We start from the raw sequence: 19,982 nt of genomic DNA on the forward strand, positions 1-19,982 counted from the left end.
CCCGAATTACCATAGAACGTCACCGGCTTTTGCACACACCGCCCATTAGCGCCAGAATGGCCCCTATATAAAGGCTGTATCAGCGCCATAGCCGCCTGAATCGGGCTTCGCTCTGTTAGAATCCGGCCTTTCCCCAGATTATTCGCGCCTTGCTGCGCCGTAGAGAGCCTGTAATGACCGTTACCATCAAAACCGCCGAAGACATCGAAAAGATGCGCATCGCCGGCCGCCTGGCCGCCGAAGTCCTGGAGATGATCGAAGAGCACGTCAAGCCCGGTGTCACCACCGAGGAGCTCGACCGCCTGTGCCACGACTACATCGTCAACGTCCAGCAGGCTATCCCGGCGCCGCTCAACTACAAAGGCTTCCCCAAGTCGATCTGCACCTCGGTCAACCACGTGGTCTGCCACGGCATCCCCGGTGACAAGCCGCTCAAGGATGGCGACACCCTGAACATCGACGTCACGGTGATCAAGGACGGCTATCACGGCGACACCAGCCGCATGTTCCACGTCGGCAACGTGCCCGTCTGGGCCGAACGCCTGTCGCAGATCACCCAGGAATGCATGTACAAGGCCATCGAGCTGGTCAAGCCGGGCTGCCGCCTGGGCGACATCGGCGAAGCAATCCAGAAGCACGCTGAAAAGAACGGTTTCTCGGTGGTCCGCGAATTCTGCGGCCACGGCATCGGCAAGGTGTTCCACGAAGAGCCGCAGATCCTTCACTACGGCCGCGCCGGCACCGGCATGGAACTGAAAGAAGGCATGACTTTCACCATCGAGCCGATGATCAATCAGGGCAAGGCCGACACCAAGGTGCTGGGCGACGGCTGGACCGCCATCACCAAGGACCGCAAGCTCTCGGCCCAATGGGAACACACCCTGGTGGTGACCGCGACCGGTTACGAGATCTTCACCCTGCGCAAAGACGACACCATTCCTCGCACATCGGCCTGATTCTTACAGGAAAGCCTCTCGATGCCCCAGGTGGATCCCGAGCTGTTCGATCGCGGCCAGTTCCAGGCGGAACTGGCCCTCAAGGCAAGCCCCATCGCTGCCTTCAAGAAAGCCATCCGCCAGGCCGGCGAGGTGCTCGACAACCGTTTTCGCAGCGGTCGCGAGATCCGCCGGCTGATCGAAGACCGCGCCTGGTTCGTCGACAATATCCTGCAACAGGCGTGGAACCAGTTTACCTGGAGCGAAGATGCCGATATCGCCCTGATCGCCACCGGCGGTTATGGGCGCGGCGAGCTGCACCCCTATTCCGACATCGACCTGTTGATTCTGCTCGACAGCGCCGATCATGAAGTCTTTCGCGATTCGATCGAACGCTTTCTGACCCTGCTGTGGGACATCGGCCTGGAAGTGGGCCAGAGCGTGCGCTCGGTCGATGAATGCGCAGAACAGGCCCGTGCCGACCTGACGGTTGTCACCAACCTCATGGAAAGCCGCACCATTGCTGGGCCCGAGCACCTGCGCCAGCGCATGCTCGAAGTGACCAGCACCGCGCACATGTGGCCAAGCAAGGAATTCTTCCTGGCCAAGCGGGCCGAGCAAAAGGCCCGGCACCACAAGTACAACGACACCGAGTACAACCTCGAGCCCAACGTCAAGGGCTCGCCGGGCGGGCTGCGCGACATCCAGACGGTGCTGTGGATCGCCCGCCGCCAGTACGGCACCCTCAACCTGCACGCCCTGGCCGGCGAAGGTTTCCTGCTGGAAAGCGAGAACAACCTGCTGGCCTCGTCCCAGGAGTTTCTCTGGAAAGTGCGTTACGCCCTGCACATGCTGGCCGGGCGCGCTGAAGACCGCCTGCTGTTCGACCACCAGCGCAGCATCGCCGCGCTGCTGGGGTTTGGCGACGAGAACCCCAAGCGTGCCATCGAGCAGTTCATGCAGCAGTATTACCGGGTGGTGATGAGCATCGCCGAGCTCAGCGACCTGATCATCCAGCACTTCGAAGAGGTCATCCTCGACGACGACAGTGGCAGCGCCCAGCCACTCAATGCCCGCTTCCAGCTGCATGACGGCTATATCGAGGCCGTGCGCACCAACGTGTTCAAGCGCACGCCGTTCGCCATGCTGGAAATCTTCGTGCTGATGGCCCAGCACCCGGAAATCAAGGGCGTGCGCGCCGACACCATCCGCCTGCTGCGCGAACACCGACACCTGATCGACGACGAGTTTCGTAACGATATCCGCAATACCAGCCTGTTCATCGAGCTGTTCAAGTGCGAGATCGGCATCCACCGCAACCTGCGGCGGATGAACCGCTACGGCATTCTCGGGCGTTACTTGCCGGAGTTCGGTCTGATCGTCGGGCAGATGCAGCACGACCTGTTCCACATCTACACGGTCGATGCGCACACCCTGAACCTGATCAAGCACCTGCGCAAACTGCAGTACACCCCGGTTTCGGAGAAATTCCCGCTGGCCAGCAAGCTCATGGGCCGCCTGCCCAAGCCGGAGCTGATTTACCTCGCCGGGCTCTATCACGACATCGGCAAGGGCCGCCAGGGCGATCATTCCGAGCTCGGCGCGGTAGACGCCCAGGCCTTCTGCGCGCGTCATCAGCTGCCAAGCTGGGACAGCCGCCTGATCGTCTGGCTGGTACAGCATCACCTGGTGATGTCCACCACCGCCCAGCGCAAGGACCTCTCCGACCCGCAGGTGATCTACGATTTTGCCCTGCTGGTGGGCGATGAAACCCGCCTGGACTACCTCTACGTGCTGACCGTGGCCGACATCAACGCCACCAACCCCAGCCTGTGGAACTCCTGGCGCGCCAGCCTGCTGCGCCAGCTCTACACCGAGACCAAGCGCGCCCTGCGCCGCGGCCTGGAGAACCCGCTGGACCGCGAAGAGCAGATCCGCCAGACCCAGAGCGCGGCGCTGGACATCCTCATTCGCGAAGGCACCGACCCGGACGACGTCGAGCAGCTGTGGTCGCAACTGGGCGATGACTACTTCCTGCGCCATACCGCCGCTGACGTCGCCTGGCACAGCGATGCCATCCTCCAGCAGCCGGCAGACGGCGGGCCGCTGGTGCTGATCAAGGAAACCACCCAGCGCGAGTTCGAGGGCGGTACCCAGATCTTCATCTATGCCCCCGACCAGCACGACTTTTTCGCCGTGACCGTGGCGGCCATGGACCAACTCAACCTGAACATCCATGACGCCCGCATCATTACCTCGAGCAGCCAGTTCACCCTCGACACCTATATCGTGCTCGACAACGATGGCGGCTCGATCGGCGACAATCCCGTACGGGTCAAACAGATTCGCGACGGTCTGACCGACGCCCTGCGTAACCCCGACGACTACCCGACCATCATCCAGCGCCGGGTACCGCGCCAGCTCAAGCACTTCACCTTTGCCCCGCAGGTGACCATCCACAACGATGCCCAGCGCCCGGTGACCATCCTCGAACTCAGCGCCCCCGACCGCCCCGGCCTGCTGGCGCGGATCGGCAAGATCTTCCTGGAGTTCGACCTGTCGCTGCAAAATGCCAAGATTGCCACCCTCGGCGAACGGGTCGAAGACGTGTTCTTCATTACCGACGCCGACAACCAGCCCCTGTCCGACCCGCAACTGTGCAGCCGCCTGCAGGATGCGATCGTCGAGCAACTGCGCGTCGACCAGGCGACCGGGGTGCCTTTGACCCGCCTGACCATTTGACCGTTTGACGAGACCTTGCGCCGATGAACAACGCTTTGAACCAGCTTCAGCCCTACCCGTTCGAGAAACTCCGTGCGCTGCTCGGCAGCGTGACGCCTGCGGCGGACAAACGCGCTATTGCCCTGTCGATCGGTGAACCGAAGCATGAGTCGCCGGCGTTCGTCGCCCAGGCCCTGGCCGACAGCCTCAAGCAAATGGCGGTGTACCCCACCACCGCCGGCCTGCCCGCCCTGCGCCAGGCCATCGTGCGCTGGTGCGAACAGCGCTTTGGCGTACCGGCCGGCTGGCTGGATGCCGACAAACACGTATTGCCGGTCAATGGCACCCGGGAAGCGCTGTTCGCCTTCACCCAGGCGGTGGTCAATCGCGCCGATGACGGCCTGGTGATCAGCCCCAACCCGTTCTACCAGATCTACGAAGGCGCAGCCTTGCTGGCCGGCGCCACCCCGCACTACCTGCCATGCCTGGACAGCAACGGCTTCAACCCGGACTTCGATGCGGTGTCGGCCGAGACCTGGCAGCGCTGCCAGATCCTCTTCCTCTGCTCCCCGGGCAACCCCACCGGCGCCCTGGTGCCGATGGACACCCTGAAAAAACTGATCGCCCTGGCCGACCAGTACGATTTCGTGATTGCCGCCGACGAGTGCTACAGCGAGCTGTACTTCGACGAACAAAGCCCGCCGCCAGGCCTGCTCAGCGCCTGCGTCGAGCTTGGCCGCAGCGACTTCAAGCGTTGCGTGGTGTTCCACAGCCTGTCCAAGCGCTCCAACCTGCCGGGCCTGCGTTCGGGCTTCGTCGCAGGTGATGCCGAGATCATCAAGCCGTTCCTGCTCTATCGCACCTACCACGGCTGCGCCATGCCGGTGCAAACCCAACTGGCGAGCATCGCCGCCTGGAACGATGAACAACACGTACTGGCCAACCGCGACCTGTACCGCGAGAAGTTCGACGCAGTGCTCGAAATCCTCGCCCCGGTGCTGGACGTGCAGCGCCCGGACGGCGGTTTCTACCTGTGGGCCAAGGTGCCAGGCGACGACGCAGCGTTCACCCGCGACCTGTTCGAAGCCCAGCACGTGACCGTGGTACCGGGTTCGTACCTGTCGCGCGAAGTGGACGGCGTCAACCCAGGTGCCGGGCGCGTGCGCATGGCGCTGGTAGCGCCATTGGCCGAGTGCGTCGAGGCGGCCGGGCGGATTCGAGACTTCCTCACCCACTGATGGATCGGCGGCATCGGAACAGCCGGTGCCGCCTGCCCTGAAAAAGCCACAACTAAAGCTTTATCTACCACTAGATCCGGCGCCTGACTGGAGACACTTCACGCTCACGAACGAGAAGGACTCCCTCATGAGCGATTTGATCTTTTGCCGTTACCGCCACAACGTCGACCCGCAGCTTTCCTACGAAGCAGCCATCGCGGAAAACCCTGCCAATGCTCCCAGCCATTCAGGGTCGCGCAAAAAACGCGCGATTTATGGTTCCACCCGTCTCTGGCAGCCAGGGCGCACCCTGAAATTTTCGTTTCTGGGCTCACCCAGCACCGAACTGAAGTTGAAAATTCTCAATACAGGGAGCCAATGGGTGTCGCAGTCAGGCGCCAACCTCGGCATAGCCCTGTACCACGACAACTACCTGCAGGCCGATATCAGGATCAAGCTCGACCCCAAGGCCCTGCACAATGAGTCTGCCCTGGGAACTGATGCACTGCTGATCAAAACAAACGAAACCATGACCCTGAACGTCCTGCCGGACAGCGAATACTTCGAGCCGACCGTCCTGCATGAGTTCGGCCATGTCTTTGGCGCCACCCACGAACATCAAAACCCGTTAGCTGACATTCCCTGGAATGAAGACGAGCTCATGAAGGTCATGACCCAGCAGCGGGGATGGAGCGAGGCCGATGTACGCAGCCAGTTTCTGGAGAAGCCAACTGAAGCAAATACCTTGTTCACAACCTACGACCGCGAGTCGATCATGCATTATCCAATTGCGCAGTGGATGACCCTGGGTGACTGGGAAGTGGGGGCAAACAAGACGTTGAGCGAATATGATCTGGCATTCATGCGCCGAGCCTACCCCCTAGCCAACACACCTACCTGACCTGCCCCAGATTCGCCTCACTCATATCCAGCTCCCCCAGCACCTGACGCACCACATCATCACCTATCTGGTGCTGGCGGTGCAGGTTGTACAGCTCCAGGCGCTGGGCCCGCAGCGCCCGCAATCGCAAGCGCCGCTCCAGCTGGTCCATCTGTTCGGCCAGGGCCTGGGCTTCGGCGCTGTCGTTGAAGGTATCAAGCTGATGCCGGTATTCAGCCATCAAGCGCGCCTTGAGCTCGGCCGCCAGCGCCGCCTGCGAAGCGTCCAGCGGGGTGCCGGCCTCATTCAGGTCCTCTGCCTCAAGGGCATGAATCGCCGCTTCGGCGGTACGTCGCCAGGCCTCCTGGGCTTCCTGACGCAGGGCGTCATCCGGGCTCTTGGTCACCCCGCGCAACAACAGCGGCAGGGCAATACAGGCCGACACCAGCGACAGCAGAATCACCCCGGCGGCGATGAAAATCAGCAAGTCGCGCTCCGGGAAGTCCTTGCCGGCGCTGATCAGCAGCGGCACCGACATGACACCGGCCAGGGTCACCGCCCCGCGCACACCGCCGACCGTCAACAGCCAGCAGGAACGCGCGTTGGGCATCAGCACCAGGTCCTCTTTACCACGCCAGCGGCGGATCACCCCGATCAGGCGCCAGATGCTCTGCACCCAGATAAAGCGCAAGGCCAGCAGTACCGCGAAGATCGCCACCACATCCAGGCAGCGCCACAGCAAGGTCGGCCACAGCGAGGCTTCGTGGCTGGTCACCGCCTTGATGATGTCGGGCAACTGCAGGCCCAACAACAGGAAGATCAAACCATTGAAGGCGAACTCCAGCAGCGACCAGACGCTGCGGTTGAGCAGGCGCGTGCTGGTCTGCCGGGGCAGCAGGTCAAGCCAGCTTTGCATCATCCCAGCCGCTACCGCCGAGAGAATGCCGGAGGCGCCCAGGCGCTCGGCCAGCACGTAGGCGGCAAACGGCAGCAGCAACATAAACACCACGTGGGTGGCCGGGTCATCCCAGCCACGGGCGATCATCCAGGCACGCAGGCGCCCGACCAGCCAGCTCAGGGCGACACCGATGGCCAGGCCGCCGACAGCCACCAGCACGAAGGTCAGGCTGGCCTCGGCCAGCGAGAACACGCCGGTGATTGCCGCGGCCAGGGCGAATTTGAAGGTCACCAGGCCCGAGGCGTCGTTCATCAGCGCCTCGCCCTGGAGCATGTGCATCAACGGCGTCGGCAGCCGGTCCTGGGAAATGGCCGACACCGCCACGGCGTCGGTGGGCGACAGAACCGCAGCCAGGGCGAAGGCCACCGGCAAGGGAATGCTCGGCAAAATCCAGTGAATGAAATAACCGGCACCCACCACGGTAAACAGCACCAGGCCAACGGCCAGGGTCAGGATCGGCCCGCGCAACTTCCACAGATCGCGCTTGGGCATCCGCCAGCCATCGGAAAACAGCAGCGGCGGCAAAAACAAGAACAGAAACAATTCTGGGTCCAGGGCCACGTGCAGGCCCAGGGTAGGCCACGCCAGCAAGGCGCCAGCGCCGATCTGCACCAGTGGCAACGGCAGCGGGATAACCCGCCCGACCAGTTTGGAAACACTCACCAGCATCAGCAGGATGAGAACGGTGTAGGCTGATTGCATTCGGCGAGTCCTGTTCAATTCAAACGCATTCAATAACTTATGCGGGCCTGGGCACGGTTTTGCCATTGAAACGACATATTAGCCGCTTAGGCTGCCGGCGCACCGCTGCACAAAAGTCGCAGAACTGCCCAGAACCTGTAACACAATGCTACAAAGAGCCATGGCAACGCCAACCCAACGCCGCCGACCATGGCATAATCCTTCACCATTTTTTCCCAGGGGGGCAAGACATGACCAAACGCGACACGCCATTGCACCTTTATGGAATCAAGGCCTGTGACACCATGAAGAAAGCCCGCACCTGGCTCGAAGAGCAGGGCCTGGGCTACGATTTCCACGATTACAAGGCCCAGGGCATCGACCGTGCAAGCCTTGAGCGCTGGTGCGATGAACATGGCTGGCAAACGGTACTCAACCGCGCCGGCACCACCTTCCGCAAGCTCGACGACGCCCAGAAGGCCGATCTCGACCAGGCCAAGGCCATCGAACTGATGCTGGCCCAGCCGTCGATGATCAAGCGCCCTGTGCTCGACCTCGGCAAGCGGACCCTGGTCGGCTTCAAGCCTGATTTGTACGCGGCCGCCCTTCAGTAACCCGGCGCCGAGCTTTCATTCAATTTCGCAAGAGGTAACTGCATGTCCACTACCCTGTTCAGCCTGGCCTTCGGTGTCGGCACCCAGAACCGTCAAGGCGCCTGGCTGGAAGTCTTCTACGCCCAACCGCTGATCAACCCGGCTGCCGAGCTGGTCGCGGCCATCGCCCCGGTCCTGGGCTATGAAGGCGGCAACCAGGCGATCGCCTTCAGCACCAGCCAGGCCGCGCAGCTGGCCGAAGCCCTCAAGGGTGTCGATGCTGCCCAGGCCGCACTGCTGACCCGCCTGGCCGAAAGCAACAAGCCGCTGGTGGTCACCCTGCTGGCCGAAGACGCCGCACTGACGTCCACCCCGGAAGCCTACCTGAAGCTGCACCTGCTCTCGCACCGCCTGGTCAAGCCACATGGCCTGAACCTGGCCGGGATCTTCCCGCTGCTGCCAAACGTTGCCTGGACCAGCCAGGGCGCCGTCGACCTGGCCGAGCTTGCCGAGCAGCAACTGGAAGCGCGCCTGAAGGGCGAGCTGCTGGAAGTATTCTCGGTAGACAAGTTCCCGAAAATGACCGACTACGTCGTCCCTGCCGGCGTGCGTATCGCCGACAGCGCCCGTGTGCGCCTGGGTGCCTACATCGGCGAAGGCACCACCATCATGCACGAAGGCTTCGTCAACTTTAACGCCGGCACCGAAGGCCCGGGCATGATCGAAGGCCGTGTTTCCGCGGGCGTCTTCGTCGGCAAGGGTTCGGACCTGGGCGGCGGCTGCTCGACCATGGGCACCCTGTCCGGTGGCGGCAACATCGTCATCAAGGTTGGCGAAGGCTGCCTGATCGGCGCCAACGCCGGTATCGGCATTCCACTGGGCGATCGCAACACCGTCGAAGCCGGCCTGTACATCACCGCTGGCACCAAGGTGAACCTGCTGGACGAGAACAACCAGCTGGTCAAGGTGGTCAAAGCTCGCGACCTGGCTGGGCAGACCGACCTGCTGTTCCGCCGCAACTCGCTCAACGGCGCAGTGGAGTGCAAGACCCACAAGTCGGCCATCGAGCTGAACGAAGCGCTGCACGCCCACAACTAAGTGGTACCATCGGGTCTGGCCTAACGCCAGGCCCGATTTTCAGGTCCGATCATCATGTTCCAGCCCTCCCCCTGGCGCGCTGACTTCCCAGCCATCGACGCCCTGCAACGCCAGCACCAGACCTACCTGGACAGCGCCGCTACCACGCAAAAACCGCAACTCCTGCTCGATGCCCTGAGCCACTATTACGGCCATGGTGCTGCCAATGTGCACCGTGCCCAACACCTGCCCGGCGCCCTGGCTACCCAGGCCTTCGAACGCAGCCGCGCCAAGGTCGCCGGCTGGCTGAACGCCGCCGACAGCCAGCAGATTGTCTTCACCCACGGCGCCACCTCGGCCCTGAACCTGCTCGCCTACGGGCTTGAGCCGCTGTTCGAGGCCGGTGACGAAATTGCCATCAGCGCCCTCGAACACCATGCCAACCTGCTGCCCTGGCAACAGCTGGCCCAGCGTCGTGGGCTCAAGCTGGTGGTGTTGCCACTGGACAACCGCGGCCTGATCGATCTGAACATTGCCCTGCAACTGATTGGCCCGCGTACCCGGGTGCTGGCGGTCAGCCAGCTGTCCAATGTCCTCGGCGCCTGGCAGCCGCTGGAGCCCCTGCTGGCCCATGCCCAGGCCCAAGGTGCACTAACCGTGGTCGACGGTGCCCAGGGCGTGGTCCACGGCCGTCACGACGTTCGCCAACTGGGCTGCGATTTCTACGTGTTCTCCAGCCACAAGCTCTATGGCCCGGACGGTGTCGGTGTGCTCTACGGCCGCAGTGAAGCCCTGGCGCGCCTGCGACACTGGCAGTTCGGCGGCGAGATGGTCCAGGTCGCCGACTACCACAGCGCCAGCTTTCGCCCGGCGCCCCTGGGTTTTGAAGCCGGTACGCCGCCGATTGCCAGCGTCATCGGCCTCGGGGCCAGCCTCGATTACCTGGCCGGTCTGGATGCCAATGCTGTTGCAGAGCATGAAGCCGGCCTGCACCGCCACCTGCTGCGTGGCCTCAACGACCGCGAAGGCATCCGCCTGCTCGGTCAGCCGCAAGTGGCCCTGGCCAGTTTCGTGGTCGAGGGCGTGCACAACGCTGACCTGGCCCACATGCTCACCGAACAGGGCATCGCCGTACGCGCCGGCCATCACTGCGCCATGCCGTTGCTGAAAAGCCTCGGCCTGGACGGTGCCATCCGCGTATCGCTAGGCTTGTACAACGACTCCGACGACCTGCAACGCTTCTTCGACGCCCTGGATCAGGCCCTGGAGCTGCTGCGATGAGCCTGCCTGTCGCTGCGCAGCAAGCCCTCGACTCGTTCTCACAAGCAGCCGGCTGGGAACAACGCGCGCGCCTGCTGATGCAATGGGGCGAGCACCTGGTGCCCTTGAGCGAAGAAGAAAAGTCCGAAGCGAACCGAGTCCATGGCTGCGAAAGCCAGGTCTGGCTGGTGGCGGCACAGCAAGATGGTCAGTGGCGCTTCAAAGGCGCCAGCGATGCACGGATCATCCGCGGTTTGCTGGCGCTGCTGCTGGTGCGGGTCGAGGGCCTGTCCAGCGCTGAGCTTGCGCAACTGGACCTGCCCGCCTGGTTCAACCAGCTAGGCCTGGGCCGCCAGCTCTCACCCTCGCGCAGCAACGGCCTGAACGCCGTGCTGCAACGCATGGCTCAGCTTGCCGCAGGTGTCTGAGCCTGGCGCTCGGACGGGCGCCGAGCGCCGGCCACAAGCTTTTCCACCGCTTTGCTGGCGGCGACCATGCCGAAGGTCGCGGTGACCATCATCACCGCGCCGAAGCCGCCTGAGCAGTCCAGCTTAACCCCTTCGCCAACAAAACTCTTCTGCAGACAGACGCTGCCGTCACCCTTGGGGTAGCGCAGCTGTTCGGTGGAAAACACACAGGGCACGCTGTAGTTGCGGGTTACCGTGCGGGAAAAGCCATAGTCGCGGCGCAAGGTCGAACGCACCCGCGAGGCCAGCGGATCGTTGAAGGTCTTGTTCAGGTCGGCGACGCGGATCTGGGTTGGATCGATCTGCCCGCCGGCGCCCCCGGTGCTGATGATGGTGACTTTGTGGCGCTTGCACCAGCCGATCAGCGCGGCCTTGGCCATGACGCTGTCGATGCAGTCAATCACACAGTCGATGTGTTCGCCGATGTACTCGGGCAGGGTTTCCTTGGTGACGAAATCCACCACCGCATGCACCTTGCACGCCGGGTTGATGGCCCGCAGGCGCTCGGCCATGACCTCGGCCTTGGCCCGGCCGATATTGCCTTCCTGGGCATGCAGCTGGCGGTTGGTGTTACTGACGCAGACATCATCGAGGTCGAACAGCGATATTTCGCCCACGCCGCTGCGGGCCATGGCTTCGGCCGCCCAGGAGCCGACCCCGCCGATACCGACGATAGCCACATGGGCCTCGCGCAGGCGCTGCAGGCCGTTGTCACCGTATAACCGGGCGACACCGGCAAAGCGTGGATCTTCTGTACTCATGGCCCAACCCCGAAAAAACCGGCGCGTATTATAGGCCTCTTGGGGTGCGATGACACCCTGCCGTGGCCGCCACCCGAGTCATGCATTGGTCAAGGCAGTTGTAATCCTGCTTTAATGTCCTATGCAATCCAAAGACTTGGACGACAAAAGTACGGGCTAAGAACTTCAGCTCCTGAAGCCAATCCAATCTTCTGCCACCGACCTGTTCTTACACAATCTGAGCAGGAAGCACGCAGGATTCGCGCCTCATGGCGCCCGCCCGTTCCACCTTTCGGAACCCGAACTATCTATGTCATCGCGTAAATTTGGTATCAACCTGGTAATAGTCATGGCTATCGCCGCGCTATTCACCGGGTTCTGGGCGCTGATCAACCGCCCGGTTTCCGCCCCCAACTGGCCGGAGCAGATTTCCGGTTTCTCCTATTCGCCGTTCCGCCAGGGCGAAAGCCCGCAAAAGGGCCAGTACCCCAGCGAGGACGAACTGCGCCAGGACCTCGAGCAGCTCAGCAAGCTGACCGACAGCATCCGCATCTATACGGTGGAAGGTACCCAGGCCGAGATTCCGCGCCTGGCCGAAGAGTTCGGCCTGCGCGTGACCCTGGGGGTGTGGATCAGCCCGGACCTTGAGCGCAACGAACGGGAAATCGACAAAGCCATCGAACTGGCCAACAGCTCGCGCAGCGTGGTGCGGGTGATGGTCGGCAACGAAGCGCTGTTTCGCAAGGAAATCACCCCCGAAGCACTGATCCAGTACATGGACCGCGTGCGCGCGGCAGTAAAAGTCCCGGTGACCACCAGTGAACAGTGGCACATCTGGAAAGAACACCCGGAGCTGGCCAAGCATGCCGACCTGGTGGCGGCGCACATCCTGCCGTACTGGGAGTTCATCCCGATGAAGGATGCCGGCCAGTTCGTACTGGATCGTGCCCGCGATCTGAAGCAGCAATTCCCACGCAAACCACTGCTGTTGTCCGAGGTCGGTTGGCCGAGCAACGGCCGCATGCGCGGCGGTGCCGACGCCACCCCGGCTGACCAGGCCATCTACCTGCGCACCCTGGTCAACAAACTCAACCGCCAGGGCTACAACTACTTTGTCATCGAAGCCTACGACCAGCCGTGGAAGGCCAGCGACGAAGGCTCGGTGGGTGCCTACTGGGGCGTGTTCAACGCTGCCCGCCAGCAGAAATTCAACTTCGAAGGCCCGGTGGTGGCCATTCCGCAATGGCGTGTGCTGGCGGTCGGCTCGGTGGTGCTGGCGATGCTCTCGCTGACCCTGCTGCTGATCGACGGCTCGGCCCTGCGCCAGCGCGGGCGCACCTTCCTGACCTTCATTGCCTTCCTCTGCGGTTCGGTGCTGGTGTGGATCGGCTACGACTACAGCCAGCAATACAGCACCTGGTTCAGCCTCACCGTGGGCTTTTTGCTCGCCCTCGGCGCCCTTGGCGTGTTTATCGTGCTGCTCACCGAGGCCCATGAACTGGCCGAAGCGGTGTGGATTCACAAGCGCCGCCGGGAGTTCCTGCCGGTGCAGGCCGACGCCGCGTACCGACCGAAAGTCTCGGTGCATGTACCGTGCTACAACGAGCCGCCAGAGATGGTCAAACAGACCCTCAACGCCCTGGCCGCGCTGGACTACCCGGACTACGAAGTCCTGATCATCGACAACAACACCAAGGACCCGGCGGTCTGGGAGCCGATCAAGGCGCACTGCGAAATGCTTGGCGAGCGCTTCAAGTTCTTCCACGTCGCGCCCCTGGCCGGCTTCAAGGGCGGCGCGCTGAACTACCTGATTCCGCACACCGCCAAGGACGCCGAAGTGATTGCGGTGATCGACTCGGACTACTGCGTCGATCGCAACTGGCTCAAGCACATGGTGCCGCACTTCGCCGATCCGAAGATCGCCGTGGTGCAATCGCCCCAGGATTACCGCGACCAGAACGAAAGCACCTTCAAGAAGCTCTGCTACAGCGAATACAAAGGCTTCTTCCATATCGGCATGGTCACCCGCAACGACCGTGACGCAATCATCCAGCACGGCACCATGACCATGACCCGCCGTTCGGTACTCGAAGAGCTGGGCTGGGCCGACTGGTGCATTTGCGAAGACGCCGAACTGGGCCTGCGGGTGTTCGAGAAAGGCTACTCAGCGGCGTATTCCCACGAGAGCTATGGCAAAGGCCTGATGCCCGACACCTTCATCGACTTCAAGAAGCAGCGCTTTCGCTGGGCCTATGGCGCCATCCAGATCATCAAGCGCCATGCCGCAAGCCTGTTGCGCGGCAAGGACTCGGAACTGACCCGTGGCCAGCGCTACCACTTCCTCGCCGGCTGGCTGCCGTGGATCGCCGATGGCATGAACATCTTCTTCACCGTCGGCGCCCTGCTGTGGTCGGCGGCGATGATCATCGTGCCGCAGCGGGTCGACCCGCCGCTGCTGATCTTCGCGATTCCGCCGCTGGCGTTGTTCGTGTTCAAGGTCGGCAAGATCGTGTTCCTCTACCGCCGCGCGGTGGGCGTGAACCTCAAGGACGCCTTCGCCGCGGCCCTGGCCGGCCTGGCGCTGTCGCACACCATCGCCAAGGCGGTGCTGTACGGCTTCTTCACCAGCAGCATCCCGTTCTTCCGCACGCCGAAGAACGCCGACAGCCATGGCTTGCTGGTGGCGCTGTCAGAGGCCCGTGAAGAGCTGTTCATCATGTTGCTGCTGTGGGGCGCAGCGGCCGGGATCTACCTGGTCCAGGGCCTGCCGAGCAACGACATGCGCTTCTGGGTGACCATGCTGCTGGTGCAGTCGCTGCCGTACCTGGCGGCGCTGATCATGGCCATGCTGTCGTCACTGCCAAAGCCTGTGGATGCCGCGCAGCCGGCCCAGGCTTCCTGAGCCTTGAGATAACCTGTAGGAGCGGCGGTGCGCCGCTCCTACAGGACTCTGAATTGCTATAAGATAACCCCCCTCGAATTCGTGCCCTGCCTTGCCCCGGAGCTCCCCATGACGGCCCCAGCCGACCTCTCGCCTACCCTTGAACTGGCCTGCGACCTGATTCGCCGTCCGTCGGTTACCCCGCTGGACTTCGACTGCCAGAAACAGATGATGCAACGCCTGGGCGATGCTGGTTTCATGCTTGAGCCGATGCGCATCGAAGACGTCGACAATTTCTGGGCCACCCATGGCACCCAGGAAGGCCCAGTGCTGTGCTTCGCCGGCCATACCGACGTGGTCCCGACCGGCCCGGTGCAGGCCTGGCAGAACGATCCGTTCGATGCCCTGATCGATGCCGACGGCATGCTCTGCGGGCGTGGCGCGGCTGACATGAAAGGCAGCCTGGCCGCCATGGTAGTGGCCACCGAGCGCTTCGTCGCCGACTACCCCAACCATCGCGGCAAGGTCGCCTTCCTGATCACCAGTGATGAAGAAGGCCCGGCCCACCACGGCACCAAGGCCGTGGTCGAGCGCCTGGCCGCGCGCAACGAGCGCCTGGACTGGTGCATCGTCGGCGAGCCGTCGAGCACCAGCCTGGTCGGTGACGTGGTCAAGAACGGCCGTCGCGGCTCGCTCGGCGCCAAGCTCACGGTGCGCGGCGTACAGGGCCACGTGGCCTATCCGCACCTGGCCAAGAACCCGATCCACCTGGCCGCTCCGGCACTTGCAGAGCTGGCTGCCGAACACTGGGACGAAGGCAATGCGTTCTTCCCGCCGACCAGCTTCCAGATCTCCAACCTCAATTCCGGCACCGGCGCCACCAACGTGGTACCGGGCGAGCTGACCGCGCTGTTCAACTTCCGCTTCTCTACCGAGTCGACGGTCGAAGGCCTGCAGCAGCGGGTTGCCGCCATCCTCGACAAGCACCAGCTCGACTGGCACGTGGACTGGGCGCTGTCGGGCCTGCCGTTCCTGACCGAGCCGGGCGATTTGCTCGACGCAGTGTCGGCCAGCATCAAGGCGGTCACCGGCCGTGAGACCAAGGCATCGACCAGCGGCGGCACCTCCGACGGGCGCTTCATCGCCACCCTCGGCACCCAGGTGGTCGAGCTGGGCCCGGTCAACGCCACCATTCACCAGGTCAACGAGCGGATCCTGGCCAGCGACCTCGATGTGCTGACCGAGATCTACTACCAGACCCTGACCCGGTTGCTTGCCTGATGCTCACCTGCCCGATCTGCAGCGCCGCGCTGAGCACCCTCGACAATGGCGTGGCCTGCCCGGCCGGCCACCGTTTCGACCGTGCCCGCCAGGGTTACCTGAACCTGTTGCCGGTGCAGCACAAGAACAGCCGTGACCCGGGCGACAACCAGGCCATGGTCGAGGCCCGCCGCGACTTTCTCAACGCCGGCCATTACGCCCCGGTGGCCCGCCGCCTGGCTGAGCTTGCCGCCGAACGCGCACCCGCGCGCTGGCTGGACATCGGCTGTGGCGAGGGTTACTACACCGCGCAAATCGCCCAGGCGTTGCCCGAGGCGGACGGTTATGCCCTGGACATCTCCCGCGAGGCGGTCAAGCGCGCCTGCAAGCGCAACCCGGCGCTGACCTGGCTGGTGGCAAGCATGGCCCGGGTACCGCTGGCCGATGGCAGTTGCCAGTTCCTCGCCAGTGTCTTCAGCCCGCTGGACTGGCAAGAGGCCCTGCGCCTGCTGAGCCCCGGCGGCGGCCTGATGCGCGTCGGCCCGACCAACGAGCACCTGATCGAACTGCGCCACAAGCTCTACGATGAAGTGCGCGACTACAGCGACGACAAGCACCTGGCGCTGGTCCCCGAGGGCATGCACCACGCCCATAGCGAAACCCTGAAATTGCGCCTGAGCCTTGCCGACGGCAAGGCCCGCGCCGACCTGCTGGCCATGACCCCTCATGGCTGGCGTGCCAGCGCCGAGAAACGCGCGCGCGTCATCGACCAGGCCGAGCCTTTCGAGGTCACGGTATCGATGCGTTACGATTATTTTGTGCGCCAAGACTGAGCACACCCGGAGCCCCTATGCGCCAACCCGATATCGAGATTTACCTGAAAGACGCCGAGGTCGACCACAAGCAGATCGCTGCCTGGCTCGGCGAAGCGCTTGGCCCGTGCAGCGACTGGCAGCAGAAAGGCCAGACCTACAAGTGCAGGGCCGGTAACATTCCAGTTACCTGGTTACCGAAGGCTGTGGGCAAATGGAACAGTCTTTACCTGGAGAGCGACCAGACCCCGTGGGATGATGACATTGCCTGCGCACGCGCAGCCTTTGCCGCGCTGAACGTCGAAGTGCGCTGTGCACCGGGCAGTTGGGTCGAGGAAGAAGGTGAAGAAGATGCCGATCGCTGGATCCGCATCAGTGCCGACGGTGAAGAGGAAATCACCTGGCGGACCAGCTGAAAACTGTCTTCGAAAAGGCCCGCCCCGGTCGTCCGGCGGCGGGCCTTTTCGCTGGTGGGCCCAGGCTCGAGGCTTGTGGCCCGGCGCTTACAGACCGACTACGTCTTCTGCCTGCAAGCCTTTCTGGCCCTGAGTCAGATTGTATTCGACCTGCTGCCCCTCGAGCAGGGTGCGATGCCCCTCCCCGCGGATGGCACGGTAGTGAACGAACACGTCCGCGCCACCTTCACGCTGAATGAAACCGTAACCTTTTGCGTCATTGAACCACTTTACACTTCCAGTCTCACGAGACGACATCTGCACTACTCCGGATTTTTATTTTGGAATCGCCTTGCATGCAGAGGGGTCACGGCCCCCTGCCGACGCAGCTTGCACAAATCTCTTGCAAGCGGCGGACCGAGTATATGACACACTTAAATTAATTTTCATGACCGGGGCGCTTTTTGCTGAACTTGCGCAGATACGGCACACTAGTCGACTGAGCAAATACTCAAAAATCTCATCCAGAGCACACACCGTATGACCCGTTCCCCCTTGCGCCGCCTGATCTTCGGCGCCCTGCGTCGCCTGTTGTACCTGTGGGTTCGCTCCGAGACCATCAACCAGTCATCCTTTACCCTGAACCTGGATCGCAGCCGGCCGGTGTTCTACGCCCTGCAGTCGCCGTCGCTCACCGACCTTGCGGTGCTCGACCGCGAATGCACCAAAGCCGGGCTGCCACGCCCGGTGCTGCCGGTCGCCGTCGGCACCCTGCACGAGCCGGCAGCGTTCTTCTACCTGACCCCGGAGCCCGACTGGCTCGGCCGCCAGGACAAGCGCGGCGCCCCGCCGACCCTGGCACGGCTGGTCAACGCCATCAGCCAGCATGCCGAAGAAGACGCGCAGATCATCCCGGTCAGCGTGTTCTGGGGCCAGTCGCCGGCCAGCGAATCCAGCCCGTGGAAGCTGCTGTTTGCCGACAGCTGGGCGGTTACCGGGCGCCTGCGGCGCTTGCTCACCGTGCTGATCCTGGGGCGCAAGACCCGCGTGCAGTTCTCGGCGCCGATCCACCTGCGCGAGCTGGTGCAGCACAACAAGGGCCACGAGCGCACCGTGCGCATGGCCCAGCGCCTGCTGCGGGTGCACTTTCGCAACCTCAAGACCGCCGTCATCGGCCCGGACATCTCCCACCGCCGCAACCTGGTCAAGGGCCTGGTCCACGACCCGCTGGTGCGCCAGGCTATCGCCGATGAAGCCGAACGCGAGAAGATCCCGCTGGCCAAAGCCGAAGCCCAGGCCCTGCGCTACGGCAACGAGATCGCCTCGGACTACACCTACACCGCCATCCGCTTCCTTGAAGTGGTGCTGAGCTGGTTCTGGAACAAGATCTACGACGGCATCAAGGTCAACCACATCGAGCAGGTGCAGGGCATCGCCCCGGGCCACGAAGTCATCTATGTGCCGTGCCACCGCAGCCATATCGACTACCTGCTGCTGTCCTACCTGCTGTTTCGCAACGGCCTGACCCCGCCGCACATCGCCGCCGGCATCAACCTCAACATGCCGGTGATCGGCGGCCTGCTGCGCCGTGGCGGGGCGTTCTTCATGCGCCGCACGTTCAAGGGCAACCCGCTGTACACCGCGGTGTTCAACGAATACCTGCACACCCTGTTCACCAAGGGCTTCCCGGTCGAGTACTTCGTCGAAGGCGGCCGCTCGCGCACCGGGCGCATGCTCCAGCCGAAAACCGGCATGCTCGCCATTACCCTGCGCAGCTACCTGCGCTCCTCGCGCACGCCAATCGTCTTCGTGCCGGTGTACATCGGTTATGAACGGGTGCTCGAAGGCCGCACCTACCTGGGCGAGCTGCGCGGGGCGAGCAAGAAAAAAGAATCTATCTTCGACATCTTCAAGGTCATCGGCGCGCTCAAGCAGCGCTTCGGCCAGGTGGCAGTCAACTTCGGCGAGCCGATCCGCCTCGGCGCCTTCCTCGACCAGCAGCAACCCGGCTGGCGCGAACAGGAGCACGGCCCGCAGTTCCGCCCGGCCTGGCTCAACGAAACCACCTCGCGCCTGGGCGAGAAAGTCGCCCAGCACCTGAACGAGGCGGCGGCGATCAACCCGGTCAACCTGGTGGCCCTGGCGCTGCTCTCCACCAGCCGCCTGGCCCTGGACGAGCGCGCCCTGGCGCGGGTGCTGGACCTGTACCTGGCGCTGCTGCGCAAGGTGCCCTACTCGCCGCACACCACCCTGCCCGAAGGCGATGGCCTGGCGCTGATCAGCCACGTCAAGGGCATGGACCTGCTGGCCGAGCAAAGCGATGCGCTGGGCAAAATCCTCTACCTGGACGAGCAGAACGCCGTCCTGATGACTTACTACCGCAACAACGTGCTGCACATCTTCGCCCTGCCAGCCTTGCTGGCGAGCTTCTTCCAGAGCAGCTCGCGGATGAGCCGCGAACTGATCCTGCAGTACACCCGGGCCTTGTACCCGTACCTGCAATCGGAGCTGTTCATTCGCTGGGAGCTCGATGAGCTGGACGCGGTGGTCGACCAGTGGCTGGAGGCCTTCGTCGAACAGGGCCTGCTGCGCTTCGAGAACGGCGTGTACCTGCGCCCGGCACCGAGTTCGCGGCAGTTCGTGCTGCTGACCTTGCTGGCCCGGGCCATCACCCAGACCCTGCAGCGCTTCTACATGGCTACCGCGTTGCTGCTCAACAGCGGCCAGCACACCCTGAGCGCCGAAGAGCTGGAAGACCTGTGCGTGATCATGGCCCAGCGCCTGTCGATTCTGCATGGCCTGAACGCCCCGGAGTTCTTCGACAAAACCCTGTTCCGCCACTTCATCCAGACCCAGATCGAGCAAGGCGTATTGCGCCCGGACAGCAACGGCAAACTTGGCTACCACGAAAAACTCAGCGAACTGGCCGAGGGCGCGGCCAAGCGCGTGCTGTCGGCAGAGGTGCGCCTGTCGATTCGCCAGGTCGCCCTGCAGCGCAGCGAAGAAGCCACCGAAACTGCGGTATAGGCCATACTGGCCAGTGCCTTTGGAGCAACACGAATCGAACCGCCTGGCGACCGCAACCGCGGCGCCGGCGCTAAGGAG

At 63.4% G+C, this 19,982-nt stretch carries 16 protein-coding genes; 13 read left to right on the forward strand and 3 right to left on the reverse strand.

Going from position 1 to position 19,982, the window contains the following annotated elements; all coding sequences use genetic code 11:
- The first annotated feature begins 173 nt into the window (after positions 1–173).
- From map to JYG36_RS21485, 4 genes are all read left to right on the forward strand, one after another.
- Positions 174–956, forward strand: coding sequence for a type I methionyl aminopeptidase (map, locus tag JYG36_RS21470; RefSeq protein WP_213602219.1), 783 nt, complete (start codon positions 174–176; stop codon positions 954–956).
- 21 nt (positions 957–977) lie between these two features.
- The gene (locus JYG36_RS21475; protein ID WP_213602221.1) at positions 978–3,677 is read left to right on the forward strand and encodes a [protein-PII] uridylyltransferase; all 2,700 of its coding nucleotides are present in this window, start codon (positions 978–980) and stop codon (positions 3,675–3,677) included.
- Between the two features lie 23 nt (positions 3,678–3,700).
- Positions 3,701–4,894: a succinyldiaminopimelate transaminase gene (dapC, locus tag JYG36_RS21480; RefSeq protein WP_213602223.1), complete on the forward strand. Its 1,194-nt coding sequence runs from the start codon at positions 3,701–3,703 to the stop codon at positions 4,892–4,894.
- Positions 4,895–5,021: 127 nt separating this feature from the next.
- On the forward strand, positions 5,022–5,774 hold the full coding sequence (locus JYG36_RS21485; protein ID WP_213602225.1) for a M12 family metallopeptidase: 753 nt from the start codon (positions 5,022–5,024) through the stop codon (positions 5,772–5,774).
- Here the strand turns inward: JYG36_RS21485 and JYG36_RS21490 are convergent.
- Positions 5,767–7,413 carry a Na+/H+ antiporter gene (locus tag JYG36_RS21490; RefSeq protein ID WP_213602227.1) on the reverse strand — a complete coding sequence of 549 codons (1,647 nt, stop codon included), beginning with the start codon at positions 7,411–7,413 and terminating at the stop codon, positions 5,767–5,769. The two genes, JYG36_RS21485 and JYG36_RS21490, sit on opposite strands and share 8 nt — an antisense overlap.
- A 230-nt stretch (positions 7,414–7,643) precedes the next feature.
- On the opposite strand from JYG36_RS21490, the gene JYG36_RS21495 reads away from it, so the two are divergent.
- The 4 genes from JYG36_RS21495 to JYG36_RS21510 are packed head-to-tail and all read left to right on the forward strand — an operon-like array spanning position 7,644 to position 10,750.
- Entirely contained in the window at positions 7,644–8,006 is a 363-nt protein-coding gene (locus JYG36_RS21495) for an ArsC family reductase (protein ID WP_093386686.1), read from the forward strand.
- Between the two features lie 42 nt (positions 8,007–8,048).
- Positions 8,049–9,083 (forward strand): 2,3,4,5-tetrahydropyridine-2,6-dicarboxylate N-succinyltransferase, encoded by a 1,035-nt coding sequence (gene dapD / locus JYG36_RS21500; RefSeq protein ID WP_045193637.1) that lies wholly within the window; start codon positions 8,049–8,051, stop codon positions 9,081–9,083.
- Positions 9,084–9,137: 54 nt separating this feature from the next.
- On the forward strand, positions 9,138–10,343 hold the full coding sequence (locus JYG36_RS21505; protein ID WP_213602229.1) for an aminotransferase class V-fold PLP-dependent enzyme: 1,206 nt from the start codon (positions 9,138–9,140) through the stop codon (positions 10,341–10,343).
- Complete coding sequence (locus tag JYG36_RS21510) at positions 10,340–10,750, forward strand: SufE family protein (RefSeq protein WP_093386692.1); 411 nt, start codon at positions 10,340–10,342, stop codon at positions 10,748–10,750. The genes JYG36_RS21505 and JYG36_RS21510 overlap by 4 nt, the downstream gene beginning before the upstream one ends.
- Here the strand turns inward: JYG36_RS21510 and tcdA are convergent.
- On the reverse strand, positions 10,729–11,550 hold the full coding sequence (gene tcdA, locus JYG36_RS21515) for a tRNA cyclic N6-threonylcarbamoyladenosine(37) synthase TcdA (RefSeq protein WP_045193641.1): 822 nt from the start codon (positions 11,548–11,550) through the stop codon (positions 10,729–10,731). The genes JYG36_RS21510 and tcdA overlap by 22 nt on opposite strands.
- Before the next feature lie 289 nt (positions 11,551–11,839).
- On the opposite strand from tcdA, the gene JYG36_RS21520 reads away from it, so the two are divergent.
- The 4 genes from JYG36_RS21520 to JYG36_RS21535 all read left to right on the forward strand — a co-directional run bounded on the left by JYG36_RS21520 (position 11,840) and on the right by JYG36_RS21535 (position 16,898).
- Positions 11,840–14,431 carry a glycosyltransferase gene (locus JYG36_RS21520; protein ID WP_093386695.1) on the forward strand — a complete coding sequence of 864 codons (2,592 nt, stop codon included), beginning with the start codon at positions 11,840–11,842 and terminating at the stop codon, positions 14,429–14,431.
- A gap of 108 nt (positions 14,432–14,539) precedes the next feature.
- A complete protein-coding gene (gene dapE / locus JYG36_RS21525) occupies positions 14,540–15,691 on the forward strand; it encodes a succinyl-diaminopimelate desuccinylase (protein ID WP_010224867.1) in 1,152 nt (383 codons plus the stop codon).
- Positions 15,691–16,503 carry a putative RNA methyltransferase gene (locus tag JYG36_RS21530; protein WP_093386699.1) on the forward strand — a complete coding sequence of 271 codons (813 nt, stop codon included), beginning with the start codon at positions 15,691–15,693 and terminating at the stop codon, positions 16,501–16,503. The genes dapE and JYG36_RS21530 overlap by 1 nt, the downstream gene beginning before the upstream one ends.
- Before the next feature lie 17 nt (positions 16,504–16,520).
- Positions 16,521–16,898, forward strand: coding sequence for a hypothetical protein (locus tag JYG36_RS21535; RefSeq protein WP_045193646.1), 378 nt, complete (start codon positions 16,521–16,523; stop codon positions 16,896–16,898).
- Between the two features lie 87 nt (positions 16,899–16,985).
- Here JYG36_RS21535 and JYG36_RS21540 read toward each other — a convergent pair whose 3' ends face one another.
- Positions 16,986–17,195: a cold-shock protein gene (locus tag JYG36_RS21540; RefSeq protein WP_038996759.1), complete on the reverse strand. Its 210-nt coding sequence runs from the start codon at positions 17,193–17,195 to the stop codon at positions 16,986–16,988.
- A gap of 222 nt (positions 17,196–17,417) precedes the next feature.
- On the opposite strand from JYG36_RS21540, the gene plsB reads away from it, so the two are divergent.
- A complete protein-coding gene (gene plsB, locus JYG36_RS21545) occupies positions 17,418–19,904 on the forward strand; it encodes a glycerol-3-phosphate 1-O-acyltransferase PlsB (protein WP_045193647.1) in 2,487 nt (828 codons plus the stop codon).
- The last annotated feature ends 78 nt before the right edge of the window (positions 19,905–19,982 follow it).

This window comes from Pseudomonas sp. SORT22, assembly GCF_018417635.1.
Taxonomy (GTDB): domain Bacteria; phylum Pseudomonadota; class Gammaproteobacteria; order Pseudomonadales; family Pseudomonadaceae; genus Aquipseudomonas.

What these genes read in the sequence shown, in the direction of transcription:
- map (WP_213602219.1), top strand. Translation starts at nt 174, where the DNA reads ATGACCGTTACCATCAAAACCGCCGAAGACATCGAAAAGATGCGCATC.
- JYG36_RS21475 (WP_213602221.1), top strand. Translation starts at nt 978, where the DNA reads ATGCCCCAGGTGGATCCCGAGCTGTTCGATCGCGGCCAGTTCCAGGCG.
- dapC (WP_213602223.1), top strand. Translation starts at nt 3,701, where the DNA reads ATGAACAACGCTTTGAACCAGCTTCAGCCCTACCCGTTCGAGAAACTC.
- JYG36_RS21485 (WP_213602225.1), top strand. Translation starts at nt 5,022, where the DNA reads ATGAGCGATTTGATCTTTTGCCGTTACCGCCACAACGTCGACCCGCAG.
- JYG36_RS21490 (WP_213602227.1), bottom strand. Translation starts at nt 7,413, where the DNA reads ATGCAATCAGCCTACACCGTTCTCATCCTGCTGATGCTGGTGAGTGTT.
- JYG36_RS21495 (WP_093386686.1), top strand. Translation starts at nt 7,644, where the DNA reads ATGACCAAACGCGACACGCCATTGCACCTTTATGGAATCAAGGCCTGT.
- dapD (WP_045193637.1), top strand. Translation starts at nt 8,049, where the DNA reads ATGTCCACTACCCTGTTCAGCCTGGCCTTCGGTGTCGGCACCCAGAAC.
- JYG36_RS21505 (WP_213602229.1), top strand. Translation starts at nt 9,138, where the DNA reads ATGTTCCAGCCCTCCCCCTGGCGCGCTGACTTCCCAGCCATCGACGCC.
- JYG36_RS21510 (WP_093386692.1), top strand. Translation starts at nt 10,340, where the DNA reads ATGAGCCTGCCTGTCGCTGCGCAGCAAGCCCTCGACTCGTTCTCACAA.
- tcdA (WP_045193641.1), bottom strand. Translation starts at nt 11,550, where the DNA reads ATGAGTACAGAAGATCCACGCTTTGCCGGTGTCGCCCGGTTATACGGT.
- JYG36_RS21520 (WP_093386695.1), top strand. Translation starts at nt 11,840, where the DNA reads ATGTCATCGCGTAAATTTGGTATCAACCTGGTAATAGTCATGGCTATC.
- dapE (WP_010224867.1), top strand. Translation starts at nt 14,540, where the DNA reads ATGACGGCCCCAGCCGACCTCTCGCCTACCCTTGAACTGGCCTGCGAC.
- JYG36_RS21530 (WP_093386699.1), top strand. Translation starts at nt 15,691, where the DNA reads ATGCTCACCTGCCCGATCTGCAGCGCCGCGCTGAGCACCCTCGACAAT.
- JYG36_RS21535 (WP_045193646.1), top strand. Translation starts at nt 16,521, where the DNA reads ATGCGCCAACCCGATATCGAGATTTACCTGAAAGACGCCGAGGTCGAC.
- JYG36_RS21540 (WP_038996759.1), bottom strand. Translation starts at nt 17,195, where the DNA reads ATGTCGTCTCGTGAGACTGGAAGTGTAAAGTGGTTCAATGACGCAAAA.
- plsB (WP_045193647.1), top strand. Translation starts at nt 17,418, where the DNA reads ATGACCCGTTCCCCCTTGCGCCGCCTGATCTTCGGCGCCCTGCGTCGC.